At 41.1% G+C, this 17772-nt stretch carries 13 protein-coding genes; 5 read left to right on the top strand and 8 right to left on the bottom strand.

The annotated features are described in order from the left end of the window. Positions 1-3: 3 nt before the first annotated feature. Both ubiD and MTN96_RS26870 read right to left on the bottom strand, forming a co-directional pair. The gene (gene ubiD / locus MTN96_RS26875) at positions 4-1470 is read right to left on the bottom strand and encodes a 4-hydroxy-3-polyprenylbenzoate decarboxylase (protein ID WP_248533315.1); all 1467 of its coding nucleotides are present in this window, start codon (positions 1468-1470) and stop codon (positions 4-6) included. A 136-nt stretch (positions 1471-1606) separates the two neighbouring features. Then, on the bottom strand, positions 1607-1900 hold the full coding sequence (locus MTN96_RS26870) for an MliC family protein (RefSeq protein ID WP_248533313.1): 294 nt from the start codon (positions 1898-1900) through the stop codon (positions 1607-1609). A 133-nt stretch (positions 1901-2033) separates the two neighbouring features. Between MTN96_RS26870 and MTN96_RS26865 the strand changes: the two genes are divergently transcribed. Continuing rightward, complete coding sequence (locus MTN96_RS26865) at positions 2034-2939, top strand: DUF808 domain-containing protein (RefSeq protein WP_248533311.1); 906 nt, start codon at positions 2034-2036, stop codon at positions 2937-2939. An 84-nt stretch (positions 2940-3023) separates the two neighbouring features. On the opposite strand, the gene MTN96_RS26860 is transcribed toward MTN96_RS26865, so the two are convergent. The 3 genes from MTN96_RS26860 to MTN96_RS26850 all read right to left on the bottom strand — a co-directional run bounded on the left by MTN96_RS26860 (position 3024) and on the right by MTN96_RS26850 (position 7689). Beyond that, on the bottom strand, positions 3024-3965 hold the full coding sequence (locus MTN96_RS26860; RefSeq protein ID WP_248533309.1) for a tetratricopeptide repeat protein: 942 nt from the start codon (positions 3963-3965) through the stop codon (positions 3024-3026). A gap of 93 nt (positions 3966-4058) precedes the next feature. After that, positions 4059-5459: a M20/M25/M40 family metallo-hydrolase gene (locus MTN96_RS26855; RefSeq protein ID WP_248533307.1), complete on the bottom strand. Its 1401-nt coding sequence runs from the start codon at positions 5457-5459 to the stop codon at positions 4059-4061. A 151-nt stretch (positions 5460-5610) separates the two neighbouring features. Then, complete coding sequence (locus MTN96_RS26850; RefSeq protein WP_248533304.1) at positions 5611-7689, bottom strand: TonB-dependent siderophore receptor; 2079 nt, start codon at positions 7687-7689, stop codon at positions 5611-5613. A 206-nt stretch (positions 7690-7895) separates the two neighbouring features. Between MTN96_RS26850 and dbpA the strand changes: the two genes are divergently transcribed. After that, positions 7896-9284 carry an ATP-dependent RNA helicase DbpA gene (gene dbpA / locus MTN96_RS26845; protein ID WP_248533302.1) on the top strand — a complete coding sequence of 463 codons (1389 nt, stop codon included), beginning with the start codon at positions 7896-7898 and terminating at the stop codon, positions 9282-9284. Here dbpA and MTN96_RS26840 read toward each other — a convergent pair whose 3' ends face one another. Further along, the gene (locus MTN96_RS26840; RefSeq protein ID WP_248533300.1) at positions 9285-9848 is read right to left on the bottom strand and encodes a DNA-J related domain-containing protein; all 564 of its coding nucleotides are present in this window, start codon (positions 9846-9848) and stop codon (positions 9285-9287) included. A gap of 75 nt (positions 9849-9923) precedes the next feature. Here MTN96_RS26840 and MTN96_RS26835 point away from each other — a divergent pair, with 75 nt between their 5' ends. Next, a complete protein-coding gene (locus MTN96_RS26835; protein WP_248533298.1) occupies positions 9924-12737 on the top strand; it encodes an ATP-binding protein in 2814 nt (937 codons plus the stop codon). 223 nt (positions 12738-12960) lie between these two features. On the opposite strand, the gene rho is transcribed toward MTN96_RS26835, so the two are convergent. Both rho and trxA read right to left on the bottom strand, forming a co-directional pair. Next, positions 12961-14220, bottom strand: coding sequence for a transcription termination factor Rho (gene rho, locus MTN96_RS26830; protein ID WP_004588958.1), 1260 nt, complete (start codon positions 14218-14220; stop codon positions 12961-12963). Between the two features lie 181 nt (positions 14221-14401). Beyond that, positions 14402-14728 (bottom strand): thioredoxin TrxA, encoded by a 327-nt coding sequence (trxA, locus tag MTN96_RS26825; protein ID WP_004588957.1) that lies wholly within the window; start codon positions 14726-14728, stop codon positions 14402-14404. 91 nt (positions 14729-14819) lie between these two features. Here trxA and rhlB point away from each other — a divergent pair, with 91 nt between their 5' ends. Further along, a complete protein-coding gene (gene rhlB / locus MTN96_RS26820) occupies positions 14820-16097 on the top strand; it encodes an ATP-dependent RNA helicase RhlB (RefSeq protein WP_054983731.1) in 1278 nt (425 codons plus the stop codon). A gap of 44 nt (positions 16098-16141) precedes the next feature. After that, the gene (gene gppA, locus MTN96_RS26815; RefSeq protein WP_096040975.1) at positions 16142-17635 is read left to right on the top strand and encodes a guanosine-5'-triphosphate,3'-diphosphate diphosphatase; all 1494 of its coding nucleotides are present in this window, start codon (positions 16142-16144) and stop codon (positions 17633-17635) included. The last annotated feature ends 137 nt before the right edge of the window (positions 17636-17772 follow it).

Here is a 17772-nt window from a genome sequence, read left to right as displayed (position 1 = left end):
TGCTTAAAGTATATCGAGACTTTGCCAAATTTCGTCAACACGATCTTTTGTTGCTTTATCCATGACAATTGGCTCGCCCCATTCGCGGTCGGTTTCACCTGGCCACTTATTTGTTGCATCCATGCCCATTTTTGAGCCAAGCCCAGATACAGGCGATGCAAAATCGAGGTAATCTATTGGCGTGTTTTCAATTAATGTGGTGTCGCGCGCAGGGTCCATACGGGTAGTGATGGCCCAAATAACATCGTTCCAGTCACGGGCATTTACATCATCATCGCAAACAATAACAAACTTAGTGTACATAAACTGACGTAAAAACGACCATACGCCCATCATGACGCGCTTAGCATGGCCTGGGTATTGTTTTTTCATGGTTACCACGGCCATACGGTAAGAGCAGCCTTCGGGTGGCAAGTAAAAGTCGACGATTTCTGGAAACTGCTTTTGCAATATAGGCACAAACACTTCGTTTAATGCCACACCTAAAATAGCTGGCTCATCAGGTGGACGACCGGTAAATGTACTATGGTAAATTGGGTTTTTACGGTGTGTTAAATGGGTCACTGTCATCACAGGAAAGTCATCAACTTCATTGTAATAACCAGTGTGGTCGCCATACGGCCCCTCGGGAGCCATTTCGCCAGGCATAATGTAGCCTTCAAGTACTATTTCGGCACTGGCAGGGACCTGTAAGTCATTTGAAATAGACTTAACCACTTCGGTTTTACTACCGCGCAGTAAGCCAGCAAAGGCATATTCGCTTAACGTGTCTGGCACAGGTGTTACCGCACCTAAAATAGTGGCAGGATCTGCTCCTAATGCAACCGAAACTGGGTAAGGCTTACCGGGGTTTTCTTTACACCATTCTTGAAAATCGAGTGCGCCACCGCGATGCGATAACCAACGCATAATTATTTTATTTTTACCTAATAGCTGCTGGCGGTAAATACCCAAATTTTGGCGCTTTTTATAAGGCCCTTTGGTAACAGTTAAACCCCAAGTAATAAGGGGCGCGGCATCTCCAGGCCAACAATGTTGTATAGGCAGCTTAGCTAAATCTACCTCGTCACCTTCTAGAACAACCTGTTGGCACGGTGCTTTTTTAACTTCTTTAGCCGGCATATTGAGTACTTGTTTAAATACCGGAATTTGCCCTAGTGCTTCTTTAATCCCTTTTGGTGGCTCGGGCTCTTTTAAAAAAGCGAGTAGCTTGCCAACTTCACGCAGCTCGCTTACATTTTCTTGGCCCATGCCCATAGCAACGCGCTTAGGTGTACCAAATAAGTTTGCAAGCACAGGCATACTGTGACCTTTTGGGTTTTCGAACAATAATGCGGGGCCTTTAGCACGTAATGTACGGTCGGCTATTTCGGTCATTTCAAGATACGGGTCGATTTCTTGAGTAATACGTTTAAGTTCGCCTTTTTTTTCAAGCAAATCGATAAAATCACGTAAATCTTTATATTTCATGGTAGGCCGCTACTAAGCAAAAAGTGAAAGTATTATACCCAACTAAACAACAAATGCATGTGCAGTTGTTTAGCGTAAAAACAGGCTATTTATTACGATGAGAAAAAAGAAAAAGTTTAAATCGCGAACGACAAAATTATAAGGCGTCCGTTTGTTGAAGTTGGCAGTGGTATTTATTACCTGAAACAATCAGCATGGCTTCATCGGCTTTAGACCAAAATAGCACTCGCTCATTAATATACTTTACCCCTGATGCGCTCGGCTCTTTATTAAGCGTATATGTTTGCTCATTTAAAGTAAGTGTTGCCCCCGCTCCTTGGTGGGCTAATTCTACTACGCGCTCGTTGCATAAGTAGTGGGTACTTTTAGACTCATTACTACAGGCTGATAAAACCAGCATGCTTGTAAAAATAACCACCAATGCTTTCATTTATATCCCCTAAGTAAGTTTGCCATTGATAAAAATCAGTGCGTTTAATCAGCATAACAAAGCAAAATTAACCGTTGGTGAAAATTACGTATTACGCTATGTTGATAGCATTATTTTTTAGCTAGGAAGCAACATGGCAGGCATTAACCTTTTAACATTACTTGATGATATAACCACCTTACTTGATGACATTGCCACAATGAGTAAAGTCGCCACTAAAAAAACAGCCGGTGTACTTGGTGACGACTTAGCACTTAATGCTCAGCAAGTTACAGGGGTTACAGCCGACCGCGAATTACCCGTAGTTTGGGCTGTGGCAAAGGGCTCATTTTTGAATAAAGCTATTTTGGTGCCTGGTGCATTGCTCATAAGTGTATGGCTGCCTTGGTTAATAACCCCGCTGCTAATAATCGGTGGCTTATTTTTATGTTTTGAAGGCGCTGAGAAAGTATTTGCTGGGTTTTTACCTCACCCCGAAAAAGAGGCTGATGAGTCGCAACAATTAGACCCAGCTGAGTATGAAAAGCAAAAAGTAAAAGGAGCCATACGCACCGACTTTATTCTCTCAGCCGAAATTATAGTGATCACCTTGGGAACGGTTGCAGGTGCCACACTTGTAAATCAGGCGCTTGTACTGTGTGTTATAGCCGTATTAATGACCATAGGTGTATACGGCCTTGTAGCCGGTATTGTAAAGCTTGATGACGCGGGGTTGTATTTGCTTAATCAATCAAAGGTGTCGGCTAATAAATTTAAAGAGATGCTTGGTAAGGGGCTATTAGCTGCAGCACCAAGGCTTATGCAATTTTTAGCCTTTGCCGGCACGGTGGCCATGTTTTTAGTCGGTGGCGGCATTTTATCCCACGGTATTGAGCTACTACATCATTGGCAATTAGAAGTAATAGCCATAGGCAAGTCGTTATTAAATGGCACCGGCGAAACATTAGCCCCCCTTATATTTGACGGATTACTAGGAGTAGTAGCAGGGCTATGCATTGTTATTCTGCATTTAGCTTATACAAAAATATTTAATAAATAACTGCTGTGTGAATTTTTAGGCTGCGCTTTGTTTTATATTTTCATCAAAGCGCAGCCTAATCATTATTTTAAATACAGCCTTAGATTATTTACATTGGCTGTTTTCACAAAGCTGTTCTAGCTCATATTTCGCTTTGCTATTACCTTGCGCTATTGCCTGCTCATACCAATGTTTTGCTGTTTGTACATTTTGAGTCACGCCTTGTCCATCTCGGTACATTTGCGCAAGATTGAGCTGCCCCCATTGCGAGCCGGCATTTGCGGCTAGAGTAAAACTCTCAAGCGCATCGCTATACTGTCCGTTTTTAAAATACGTAATGCCCTGTTGGTTATTTTTGTCGAGCTTTAAGCCTTTATATAGCGGTTTTGGTTTTGGCGGAAACATTACAAAACCACCATATAAACTGTTTGCCGAGGGGCGCAGTACGTCGTAAATCACCCCGTCGCTGTAAAGTCTTTTTACTTCGCTACGAGGCAAAGTAATTTTGTCATCTGAGAAGTAACCTCTTTGTACTAATAAGCTGGTACGCATTGCAGTAGTAATGCCTTTGTTGCGCTTATAGCTGTAGTTACTTACTTGAAACGTAATAAACTGCTCGTCAAAACTTAAAACTTGCGCAACTTTTAAGTTGGTGAGTGTCCATGGCTCATGAGTAAATTTATCAGCGTGTACTAAATACGTATCGTAGGGTTTAGGGTTAGTTAAGTAGCTTTGCTTTTGCGCTTGCGCAGCAGCGTGTTGTTGGTAAAAAAATAACCCCACCCATAACGCTAAAAATACCCCTATAAAGTATTTAGGTAGAGTGAAAATTTCAAACATCGGTAACTGCTTTAACTTTACAGGCGCATTATGGCCGCATTGATAGCATTCGTATTTATAGTTTAGTGCTAAAGGTAGAACCGGAATAACCGTAAAGCGTAAAAAACGACTTTGGTTTATTAGATGATAGGCGCGGCTATGGCAGTTAGGGCAGCACTGTGTTTGTGCAAAATGAGGAAACGACTGACTCGTATTGAAAAGCAACATGCCCGCACACTCCTTGTTTTATTTAATTTATATAAAGGTAAAACAAGGAGTGCGTTTATCAAAGCGACAAACTGTAAGTAAGTATGTCAGTTATTAGTTAGCCTGCGCTTTCGCTTGAATTGTTGTTTTGGCATCTGCTGCCATTAACGCAAATACAGCATACGCAGCGGTATTTTGGCGCAGTTTAGCAGGCGTTACTTTATCGAGTGTGTCATCAGCTGTGTGATGGTAATCAAAGTAATCAGTGCCATCTTGGGCCAACTCAAATATAGGTGCCGACACCGCTTTTTTTAAGGGGATTAAATCTGGCCCGCCGTTAGCCTGGTTTTTACCAATGTACTCAATGTTTAACGCAGCCAACTCTTTTGCTATGGCACGCACTACTGGCAGAGAAGCCGCATTAACATTTGACTCAAAACCATATACTACATCGGCGCCAAAGTCCGACTCAGCAGCTGCAACTATATTGTGTAAGTCACTTTTGTGTTGTGCAAAGTAAGCTTTTGCACCCCAAAGTCCAAGCTCTTCTGCTGCAAACAGTACAACACGAATACTGCGCTTAGGGCGTTTAACATCGCTAATGTGTTTGGCCGCTGCCATTGTTAGCGCAACACCTGCACCATCATCTAATGCGCCAGTGCCTAAATCCCACGAGTCTAGGTGGCCACCAATTAACACATATTGTTCTGGGTTTTCGGTGCCATTAAATTGGCCTATAACGTTATAGCTTGTGCCTTCTCCTAGGCTTTGTGTTTGTACATTTATATTAACTGTTACCTTTTTGTTTAAAGCCACTAAGCGCGCTATTTGATCCGCATCCGGGTTGGCAATAGTTACGTTAGGTATTTTTTTAACCCCTTCTTTATAGTAACTACCACCAGTGTGAGCAAAGCGATGGTGAGCTGTGCTCACTGAGCGCATCATGTAAGCAACCGCGCCTTTTTTTGCAGCTTCAATTGCGCCTGTGGCACGTGCTTTTACTGCGGGGCCGTATCCGTTGCCGTCTATGTCGCGGTTCATGCGGTAATTAATATAGGCAATTTTACCTTCTAAGCTATTTGCTGGTGCTGCAATTAGCTCATCCAATGTTTTAAACAACACAACCGGTGCACTAATACCATCTTTAGGTGTGCTTACACTGTTACCCAGCGCAGTTAAATGCAGAGGTTGCTCACTTGGGGTGAGTATTTTTCCGCTTTCGCTATAACGGCGCCATTTTGGAAATGTTGCTTCTTCAAGCCATACTTTATCAAAACCAAGTTCGTTAAATTTTGCTTTAGCCCATGCTACTGCTTTTTTATCGTTTTCAGTGCCGGGTAAGCGAGGGCCAACTTCTGTTGTGAGTGACTCGAGTAGCTCGTAGCTTAAATGGCTTTTAAGTGCAGCAGTGCGCACCTCATCAACCTGTTGTAATTGCATTGTGGTGAATTCTGCATTGTTTGCGCTAACGCTGAGGCTGCTAGTCATTAGTAGCGCTGTAATAATTTTTTTCATATAGAGTAAGCCTTTTTATAATTAAGTGTATTAGAGCACTTTTTAAAGGCTTTAAAAAATAGATGAGATGAATGCAGTGGTGTTTTTAATAGGCAGTAAAAAGCCCGCACAATTATTATTGTGCGGGCTTTATAAGTATAAGTTTTATAACTTAAAAGCTAAATTGAGCTGCTAGGCGTGCATTTGTGCCTTCGCCCACGGTAACGTTGTTTAAGCCACCGCCGCCTAAGTAGTTTTCGTCTAATAGGTTTTCAATGTTTAAACGAAGGTTTACATCGGTTTTGCTTACTTTAAGTTTGTAAGTTGCACCTACATCTACTCGTGTGTAAGCATCTTTTACTACTGTGTTTGCACTATCGGCAAAGCGCTCACCTTCATAAAATGCACCGGCATTAAATGCAATGGTGTCGTTTAACTCATAGCGTGTCCAAAGTGATGCAGACCATTTAGGAGCATCAGTAGGGCGTTTACCTTGTAGGTCTTCGTCACGCTCAAAATTTGCATCTAAGTACATAGTTGATGCCATAACAAATAAGCGATCGGTAGCTGCACCTTGCGCGCTTAGCTCAAGCCCTTTATGGCGTTGCTCGCCTACTTGGTTTGTTTCAGAGGTAAATTCGCCGACTGGCACTTCAAGTGCTTCGGTTACTAAGGTGCCTTTTTTGCTAATATCAAATACAGCACCGCTTAACATTAGGCGGTCATCAAATAGTTGCCATTTAACACCAATCTCTTTTTGCTCAGAGGTAACAGCATCAAGCTTCATACCGTTGTTGATGTCAGTTTCGCTTACTAATGTATCGCTACCTTGTGGCTCAAAACCTTCTGAGTAGCTAGCATAAATAGTCGCAGAAGGGTTAGGGTGATAAAGCACACCTACTTTTGGTACGAACGACTCGTTATCTGCGCCTTCTCTATTTTGCTCATCGTAACGGCCACCTAATGATACTTGCCACTGTGGCGAGAAAGTAATTAAGTCTTGAACGTAAATACCGTAGTAGTCGTATTCAGTTTCGCTAATAGTATCATCTGATTTATAGCTTACTGTTGGGCGGCTTGGCTCGTTTTGGCCTGCAGCAAAATTAAAATACTCTGCTGATGTACGGCGTTGCCCGTAATAGTAATCTAGTGAGTTTGCACCAATTAAAAACTGATGTTGTAAACTACCGGTTTTAAATTCGCCAACAAAATCAATAAATGCGGTTTTAAACTGCCAATCGTCAAAACGGTCGTAAGGGCGCGACTCATAGCTATCGCCTTCTACGAATGTGCTTGGCTTACGAGGTGCAGACTCAAAACGCTGGCGCTCAAATGTTTGCTCGTTGTAACCAAGCTTAACTTGCCAGTGATCGTTTAAGTACACTTCAAAATCTACGCCTAAGTTTTCTACCGTTATGTCAGTAAACGCCCAAGACATATCGCGAATGGTTTTGTCATCGCCAATCACATTAGCGTTGTCATCTATCCATGCACCTGTATCAAGGCCTGCTTCGTCGTCTGTGCGGTCGTAATGTACACGTACTAATGCGTTGTCGCTTAAATCGTAATCAACAATTACAGCACCTAAAAAACGGTCGCGTTCACGGTTTTCGCCGTTTTGGTATTCGCGCCAGTAATCAACATCTTGTTTTACTAAAATACCGCGTGCACGTAAATCTTCAGCGTCGGTAAGTGCACCAGCTGCGTCTAGCATAAAGCGGGTAGAGCCGTGTTGGTCTACATCTGCGCTGGCGTTAAATAATGTGGTTGCCGTAGGCTTTTTTGTCACCATGTTAATCAAGCCACCTGGGCCTGATTGTCCGTATAAAATACTTGATGGACCTTTAATAACTTCTACTTGTTGTAGAATTTCAATCGGTTGCTGGTAGTGAGACCAATGTTGGTGTCCGTCACGTAAGTAGCCTGTCGATGAGCTAAGTTCAAAGCCGCGTAAGTTAAATACTTCACGGTTACGTTGTTGAGAGCCGGCAGTTAAACTTGCATCGTTAGTAAGTACTTCGCCAAGGGTCGTTGCTAATTGCTCGCTAATGATTGTATCGCTAATAACAGTGACTGATTGCGCTGTTTCTAACAATGACGCTGATGTTCTCATTGCTCCGTTGGCGTTGTCGACTTTGTAGTCGTTAAAATAACTACCTTTAACTTCAATTCGCTCTAAGTCAGTAGGGGCGGCAAAGGCGCTTGTGCTAATGGCACCAACAAGTGCTACGTACAGTGAGTTTAGTTTCATCAATTACATCCAGTGTTAGGGTGTTAAAATTTTTCGAGGATCTTAATGAAAACTAGTATCATTTGCAACTTTTTTATTAACAAGGATTAACGCATCGTAAAATAATGCACATCGGGTATTAATGGTTGCCTAACCTGAATTCTGCTATTATAGAGCCATATTTTGGGGCTAAGCCCTGTGTTGTTTTTATTATTTTGGAATTTATTGTGACTTCTACTGCATTTTCATCTTTGGCTTTACCTGCTGGTTTAGTTGATAATTTATCAACACTTGGCTACTCGCAAATGACGCCTGTACAAGCGCAAAGCCTGCCACCTGTACTTGAAGGTAAAGACATTATTGCACAGGCAAAAACCGGTTCAGGTAAAACTGCTGCTTTTAGTTTAGGTGTGTTAGCTAAATTAAATGTAAAACGTTTTCGTATTCAATCGCTTGTACTTTGTCCAACGCGCGAACTGGCCGAGCAAGTGGCAGTAGAAATGCGTAAACTTGCCCGCGGTATTCACAATATTAAAATATTAACGCTATGTGGTGGTGTATCAATTGGCCCACAAATAGGCTCGCTTGAGCATGGCGCGCACATTATTGTGGGTACACCTGGGCGAGTGGACGATCATATTCGTAAAGGTACACTGCGTTTAGACGATGTTGAAACGTTAGTACTTGATGAAGCAGATCAAATGCTTGATATGGGCTTTCAAGATACCCTTGATGCCATTATTGAGCACATACCGCAAAATCGTCAAACGTTGTTATTTAGTGCAACATTTCCGCGTGCAATTGAAGCGATTGCAAAGCGCGTATTAAAAAATCCAGAGATGATAAAAGTAGAAGAAGAGCAAGAAAAAAGCACAATAAAGCAATACTTTTACAAAATGGATAACAACAAACAGCGTTACTCAACACTTAAATTATTACTACTTAAATATACACCACAAAGCTGTGTTGTTTTTTGTAATACCAAGGTAGAAACACAACAAGTTTGTGATGATTTAGCAAGTGAAGGCTTTAGCGCAGTGGCGTTGCACGGTGATTTAGAGCAGCGTGATCGCGAACGTACGTTAATTCATTTTGCTAATAAGAGCGCCTCAATATTAGTTGCTACCGATGTTGCCGCGCGTGGCTTAGATATTGACGACATGGACATGGTAATAAATTACCATTTAGCACACGACCCACAAACCCATGTGCACCGTGTAGGGCGTACAGGCCGAGCGGGTAAAAAAGGCATTGCGTGTTCTATTTACGGTGAGGCTGAGCAGTTTAAAGTGGCGCAAATAGGCGACCATTACGAACGAGATTTTTTGCCAGAGCCAATGCCTGCTTTTAGCTTATTAGAAAAGCCGCCTTACAAGCCTGAAATGGTTACCCTAATGATTGACTCGGGCAAAAAGCAAAAAGTGCGCGCTGGTGATATTTTAGGTGCACTTACTGGCAAAGATGGTGTTGCAGGACGCCAAGTAGGTAAAATAAATGTACTTGATAACGTTGCCTTTGTAGCCGTTGAGCGCAATGCATCAAAACCTGCGCTTCGTAAATTAACCGAGGGCAATATTAAAGGGCGTAAAATTCGTGCCCGTCGCCTTACCCGTTAATTACCTGTTTTGAGCAGCTAGCTTTAGCTGCTCATACTCGGCTCTTATTTGTCTAAATTTACATGCACTCCCAGTTTGCTTATCGGGATGATGTTTTAATGCCAATTGCCGCCAGCGCTTTTGTAGCATAGCCAGGCTAAAGTTTGGCGGTAGTTGCCAAGCCTTAAGTAATGGCTCAATATGCCCAACTGGTTGCTTTATTAGTGGGTTAAATTGCTGCCAAAAACTATCTAATAATGCCTCTATGTCTTTGGCACTGGTGTCGTAGTTTTCCCAGTTTAAATAGTAACTTTTTAAATGGGATTGCGTTGCTACATTGCTACTTGGCTCTGTAAGTTCAATATGTAATGACGATATAATTAAGTGCTTGGGTAATAGCTGTGTTTGCAGCTCAAATAAAGCATTCATAATTAAAAAATTCTTTTTAAATAAATTTTGCTCAGGGTTTGCATCTAAAGGTGGTAACACCCCTTGTTGAGCGAGCGTTGCAGCTAAGATATGAACTTTCCAAACACGCTGAGTTAAAAGTAGCTCAAAAATCTCATCAATCAGGGGGTTAAGCATTGTTTGCACTCGTTTTGTTGTGTATCTTCAATAAAGATTACACTGACTAAAGCTAAAGTTTGAAGGAATAATATTATGCAAGGCAAATTGAAGTGCCTTTTATTTGTTTTATGTTGTGTGTTCATACTGCCAAGCTTTGCTCAAAATAGTGTATCTTTATTTGATGAATTTAAAAAAGAGCAGCAGTGGGACGTAAAACTCACGCTCGGTAATGCACTGCTTGAAGCAAAAAATATTACAGAATCCCAAAAGGTCAGTGTGTATTCTGAACTTGCTGATTTAGCCTTCTCCTCAGATGATTTTGAAAATGCCCTGCTGTATTTTAAAAAATTAGAACAGCACACCTCCTTAAACTACCTACCAGATATGCATTTTAGAGCCATTAAAATGCAAGGCGTTGTGTTTTATTTTCAGGGGTATTTTCAGCAAGCTATTGTTGAATATAGCCGCGCCATGGTGATTGTTGAAAAAAACAATAAGCAAGTAGAGCTTGCAAACCTACTTAGTAATATTGGTTTAGCGTACTTTGAAATGAATAATATGGAGCTAACGCTCGAATATTATTTAAAAGCAAAAGAGATTTATGAGAAAAAGGGCAGTGCTCAAGACCAAGCTGATATTTTGCTAAATATAGCAGGGGTGTACATAAGGTTATCGCGTTACGAAAGCGCCATTTTATTTTATAAAGAAGTACTTAAAGTTTATCAAAAATTAGCTGATACCAGCGGCATAGCGCAAGTTAACAATAATTTAGGGGTTGCTTACTACGAAAGTTCGCAATTTGATTTAGCGCTGCATTATTATCAAATGGCACTGCGCTATTATATTTCTACCAATGATTATAATAAGTTATCTACCCAATATACTAATTTAGCAAACATCAATTTAATTCTTAATAACGTGGATGTTGCCTACGATCAAGCTAAATTGGGGGTACAAAATGCCCTTAAAATTGCTAATCACAGTTTAGAGCTTAACGCCTTACATGCACTGGCTAAAATACAATTTGTGAGAGGCGAGCTTGCTGATTCGCAAAAAAGCCTAGATAAAGCAACCGATTTGGCCACACAATATAATAGTGTGCGTATAAAGCGCGATGCTTTTGGTACACGCTCGCTCCTAGAGGCAAGCAAAGGCAACTACGCTGAGGCATTAACTCTGCACGAAAAGTTTGTAGCAGAGCAGCGCGGTATAAATAGCGAAACAATTACCAGCGCTTTAGCTGTACTGCAAAATCAATTTAAAGCTACTCAGTTAAATCAAGAAATTCAAAAGCTGAAGCAAGAACGAAAAGTACAAAAGTTAAAAATGAGCCAACGCTCGCAGCTTACGGTTTTTATTTTTGTTTTATTATTTTTAGTGATTGTAACGGGCACGGCGCTTTATCGTCGAGGCGCCGAAAAGCGTGCTAAGCAGTTATTAAAAGAACAAGTCGCGCAGCGTACAGCAGAGCTACAAGCTATTGCCCAAGAGTTGCGAGAAGCAAATGATGTTAAAAGCCAGTTTTTGGCAAATATTAGCCATGAAATTAGAACCCCGCTCACCGCTATTTTAGGCCAAACAGATGATTTAATTAATGGTTTGTACGAGCCTGAAAACCTACAAGACGAATTAAAAATAATTCAACGACATAGCGATCACTTAAAAAGTTTAATTAATGACGTACTCGATTTAAGTAAAATAGAAGCAAACAGATTAGAGCTTAATATTTCGTGCTTTGACATAGTGCAGCTAGTTAGCGATGTGCATGCTATGTTTATTACGCAGGCTAAGGCGAAGCATTTACAAATTCGTTTTGATAACCATGTAGGCAATGCGTTTTATACCAAGCTCGATTTAATGCGGGTGAAGCAAATACTCATTAATTTATGTGCTAATGCTGTTAAGTTTACTCAGGCGGGGCAGGTAGTTGTGTCTTTAAACAAAACCGAGCAAGGGCTTGTTTTTATAGTTAAAGACACCGGTATTGGCATGAATTCATCACAGCTAAAACAAATATTTGAATGTTTTAGCCAAGCCGATAACAGTATTAGTCGCCGCTTTGGTGGCACCGGGTTAGGGCTTAGTTTGTCTCAACAGTTAGCCTCTATGATGGGCGGCTACATTAGCGTACAAAGTGAGTTTAAACGCGGAAGTCAGTTTTCGCTGTTTTTACCCTGTGTAGAGGTCGAAAAAGAGCTAGATGAGTACGAACATGTAAACACAGCTGAACAGGTTAAGCAGTTAACCGGGCGTGTAGTACTGGCTGAGGATCATCCCGACAATCGCAGGCTCATAAGTCGTTATTTACGTTCTATGGGGCTTGAAGTTATTGCGGTAGAAAATGGCGAGCAAGCGGTTGAGAAGTGCCTACAAATATACCCAGACCTCGTGCTGCTTGATATACAAATGCCTATTATGGACGGGCGTGCTGCGTTTTCGTTGTTGCAACAATGCGGCTTTCAAGCGCCTATTTTTGCTTTAACGGCCAATGCAATGAGCCATGAAGTTGATGATTATCTTGCCCTAGGGTTTACAGGGTATTTAGGTAAGCCATTAGATAAAAACGCGTTTTATAACACCCTTGCCCAGCATTTAGGTGAAGCAAAACAAGAGGCAGCCTATACAGCTAAGATAGACATGAGCGACTTAGTAACAAGTTTTAAGCAAAGCTTCACGTTTGAAAGCGAAACCATAAGTCAGCACCATAATAGTAATGACCTAGAGGCACTACAAAAAGACAGCCATCGTATTTTAGGCGCTGCGCAAATGTTTGCGTTAGACGATATTGCCAAAGCCGCTAAAAATCTCGATATGGCTTTACTCAATAAACAAAGCCAAAGTAAAGAACACATTCAAAAGCTTGTAGATGAATTACAGCGTGTACTTAAAAAATATAACGAGAGTTAATTATACCAATCGTGTTAGGTTATTAGACATTTATAGCGACAGATAAATAGAGTGGTCATAAGGCATAAGTTTTGACACCTAGTTGTTCTACATAAGAAATTTATAACGCCATTAACGCTTTATTTAGTATGCTAGAAAGGCTAAATATCTAAGCCGATTGGTATTAGTCGTTTAAACATAAAAAAAGCGCCCTAGGCGCTTTTTTTATATAACGAAAACGCGCTTATTGGCGTTTCATCGAATCGAAGAATTCATCGTTCGTTTTGCTCATAGAAAGCTTATCAATTAAGAATTCCATTGCATCAATCTCTGACATTTCATGAACAATCTTACGTAAAATCCACAGCTTTTGTAGCTCATCTGGCTTAGTAAGTAGTTCTTCACGACGCGTACCAGAGCGGTTAAAGTCGATGGCAGGGAATACACGCTTTTCAGCAATCTTACGATTTAAGTGTAGTTCCATGTTACCGGTACCTTTAAACTCTTCGTAGATAACTTCATCCATTTTAGAGCCCGTGTCGATAAGTGCTGTAGCTATAATTGTTAAGCTACCGCCTTCTTCAACATTACGTGCAGCACCAAAGAAGCGCTTAGGCTTGTGCAATGCGTTAGCATCAACACCACCGGTAAGTACTTTACCTGATGAAGGAATAACAGTGTTGTAAGCACGCGCTAAACGGGTGATTGAATCAAGCAAGATAACCACATCTTTTTTGTGCTCAACTAAACGTTTTGCTTTTTCAATAACCATTTCTGCAACTTGTACGTGGCGAGAAGCTGGCTCATCAAACGTTGATGCAATAACTTCACCTTTAACGAGGCGTTGCATCTCGGTTACTTCCTCCGGACGCTCATCAATAAGTAAAACCATTAATGTAACATCTGGGTGATTGTGAGTAATTGATTGTGCAATGTTTTGCAGTAGCATTGTTTTACCCGCTTTAGGCGGTGCTACTAACAAACCACGTTGGCCACGGCCAATTGGAGATGCTAAATCAAGTACACGAGCGGTAATGTCTTCTTTACTGCCGTTACCGCGTTCCATACGAAAACGTTCGTTTGCATGTAGTGGGGTAAGGTTTTCAAAAAGAATTTTAGTGCGAGAGTTTTCAGGTTTATCGAAGTTAACTTCATTTACTTTTAATAAAGCAAAGTAGCGTTCGCCATCTTTAGGTGGACGAATAAGCCCTGAAATAGAATCGCCAGTACGCATGCTGAAACGGCGAATTTGGCTTGGAGATACATAAATATCATCTGGGCCAGCTAAGTAAGATGCTTCTGATGATCTTAAAAAACCAAAACCATCTTGTAAAATCTCTAGTACACCGCCACCGAAGATGTTCTCTCCGCCTTTGGCGTGTGCTTTAAGAATGGCAAAAATGATATCTTGCTTTCTTAAGCGGGCTACGTTTTCGAGCCCCATGGACTCAGCTAAGTTTACAAGTTCTTTTATAGACTTGTCTTTTAATTCGCGTAAATGCATATTGGTGGGTTCTTTATTACAATTGTCATACTCAAAATCGCTTTGATAGTTGAGTGAGGTTTGTTGAATATAACTAAGGATTAGTTGGCTTTATAAACTAGCAGTTCACTGGCATAGCGTCCAGTCTTTATACAAAATAAACACAAAAAAAGGGCAAAAACGCCCTTTTTTTAATTTTTACTTAGATATTGTTTTCTAAGAACTCAATAAGTTGAGTTTTAGAAAGCGCACCAACTTTCGTTGCAGCTACTTGGCCGTCTTTAAAAAGAAGCAGAGTAGGAATACCACGAATACCAAATTTAGGCGGTGTACCCGCGTTTTGGTCGATGTTTAATTTAGCAACTGTTACACGGCTTTCGTATTCATCAGCTACTTCATTAAGGATAGGGGCGATCATTTTACAAGGTCCGCACCACTCAGCCCAAAAATCTACTAGTACAGGCTTGTCTGATTGTAATACGTCAGCTTCAAAGCTATCGTCAGTAATTTGGATTATTTTCTCGCTCATTGCGCTCTCCGATTTAGTTAGGCGAAATATTTAGTGCGTATTTAAACACTCTTGTTTCTTATTGCAAGTTTAAACGTTATGCTTAAACGCTATGACTAAGACACATTTGACCGATAAAAAGTTTTCAGACTTTGCTATCGCACCGGAAGTGGTTGCCGGTTTAACCGAAAGTGGGTTTGAATATTGCACACCCATTCAAGCAAAATGCCTACCTTTTATTTGTGACGGACGCGATATCGCGGGCCAAGCACAAACAGGTACGGGCAAAACGTTGGCGTTTTTAACTGCCACGTGCCATCGGTTATTACAATCTAGCAAAGCACCTAGTAAACATCCAAGAGCCCTGATCATGGCCCCGACTCGGGAGCTTGCGATTCAGATACACAAAGATGCTAAAATTTTAGCGCCGCACTGTAATCTTAACTTAGGTTTAGTATATGGTGGCGAAGATTACGAAAAACAACGTGCACAATTAGAAAAAGGCGTTGATATTTTAATTGGTACTACAGGTCGACTAATCGATTTGTACAAGCAAGGCTGTTACACCCTTAATGAAATTGAGGTAGTTGTGCTTGATGAAGCCGATCGTATGTTCGATTTAGGCTTTATAAAAGACATTCGTTACATGTTCCGCCGTATGCCAGATACAGCAGATAGATTAAATCTATTATTTTCTGCCACGCTTTCTTATCGCGTGCAAGAACTTGCCTTTGAACATATGACCAACCCTGAGCACGTTCAAATCGAGCCAGACGTTAAAACAGGTAAGCGAATTAAAGAAGAGCTATTTCATCCTTCTCAAGAAGATAAAATTAAGCTGCTATTAACTTTAATTGAGGAAGAATGGCCAGACAAAGCCATTGTGTTTGCCAATACAAAGCACAGCTGTGAAACAGTGTATGCCTGGTTAAAAGCCGATGGCCACCGAGTAGGTATGCTCACTGGCGATGTAAACCAGAAAAAACGCCAATCTATATTAGCGCAATTCACCAAAGGCGAATTAGACTTTTTAGTGGCAACCGATGTGGCAGCACGTGGGCTACATATCCCTGAGGTAAGTCATGTATTTAACTTTGACCTGCCAGATGATTGTGAAGATTACGTTCACCGTATAGGCCGTACAGGTCGTGCGGGCGCATCAGGTCATGCAATTAGCTTTGCATGTGAGCAGTACGCTTATAACCTGCATGAAATAGAAGAGTATATAGAGCACAGCATTCCTTTATCACATTATGATAAAACCGCATTGCTAGATGATTTAACAAAGCCTACTATTCAAAGAAAGCGCAACTATTCTACAGGCCCACGTAATCGTAGTAATAATAACGGACGTCGCCCAAATAATAGTTACCAAAAAGGACGGTCGTAACTCGGCCGTTACTGTACGTAGTAGTAACTAGAGGTTTTTGAACGGTGGGGCAATTTAAACCGCAAAAAAATGTGTATGCAGTCATTGATTTAGGCTCAAATAGCTTTCATATGCTAATTGCTAAATCAATTGCTGGCGGCCTACAAACTATAGGCCGCGTTAAACGCAAAGTAAGATTAGCCGCAGGGCTTGATAAAGATAACGTATTAAGCACTGAGGCAATGCAGCGAGGCTGGGAGTGCCTTGCACTTTTTGCTGAGCGCCTACAAGACATTCCAAAACAAAATATCACCATAGTAGCAACGGCCACATTACGTCTTGCGACGAATGCCGATGTTTTCAAAGCACAAGCCGAAAAAATCTTAGGCCACACTATTAATGTAATAAGTGGTGAGCTAGAAGCACGCACTATTTATAAAGGCGTAGCACACACTTCATCATGCACTGGCAAGCAGCTAGTTATTGATATTGGTGGTGCAAGTACCGAAGTCGTTATAGGTAAGGGCTTTGAGGCACTGCACTATAAAAGCTTAAATATGGGGTGCGTTACTTATTTAGAGCGCTATTTTAAAGATTGCCAATTAAGTGAAGCAAACTTTAACGCTGCTATCAAAGCTGCCCACGAAGTCATTGATGAAATTGCCCCTGAGTATAAACAAGCAGGTTGGCAAATTGCATCGGGTGCTTCTGGCACGGTGCAAGCCATTCAAGAAATAATGGTTGCGCAACACTTAGATGAACTACTCACTCTAGAAAAGCTAAATAAAATAAAAGAGCAATCAATAACGTTTAGCACTATCGCTGCACTAGACTTACCTGGTCTAAGCGAGGAGCGCAGATTAGTTTTTGTATCTGGTCTTGCTATCTTAATTGCACTATTTGAATCACTTGAAATTGAAAAAATGGGATTAGCTGGCGGTGCACTACGCGAAGGTGTGCTTTACAGTATGGTGCCCGAGCTTCATAACAACGACATTCGTAAACGCACCGTTGATGGGTTTATGGACCGTTACCATGTTGATCAAAAGCAAGCTAATCGAGTATCGAGCTTAGTTATTCAACTGGCAGAGCAAGTAGGTGAAAGCTGGCCGCTTGTTAGTGAAAATGCGTTGCCGCTTTTAAAAGCCGCAGCACAACTACACGAAATTGGTTTATTAATAGAGTACAAGCAATATCACAAGCACACAGCCTACATTATAGAAAACACCGATATGCCAGGTTTTTCACAATCTGAACATAAAGTGATTGCTGCTGTTGCCAATGCTCATCGCTCCGATATTCAAAAAGGAAGCTTCGACGTTTTAGGTGCACATAGTACACTTACCCAATACTTAGTTAGGTTATTAAGAATTGCCGTAATATTATCGATGCGCCGACAAGACGACGTACTTCCTAAAATAGAGTTATCTGTAGAAAAAGACACCTTAGACTTAAAGTTTGCCAATAACTGGTTAAAAGAACACCCTCTTATGGCTAGTGAGCTACAACAAGAGTCTAAATTGCAAAGTAAACTCGGTTGGAAACTCATCGTAAACTAATATAAAAGGCCCGTAAGGGCCTTTTTAGTGTTTAAAGTAACCACTTTGCTTTAATTTCACGCGAACAGTCATTTATTTCAAGTTTTCTTCAAAAAAGGGTTGATCTGTTTTCGGATCTCCCTATAATGCGACCCCAC

Source organism: Pseudoalteromonas sp. 2CM28B (genome assembly GCF_023161935.1).
This window is presented reverse-complemented; position numbering and strand designations above follow the sequence as displayed.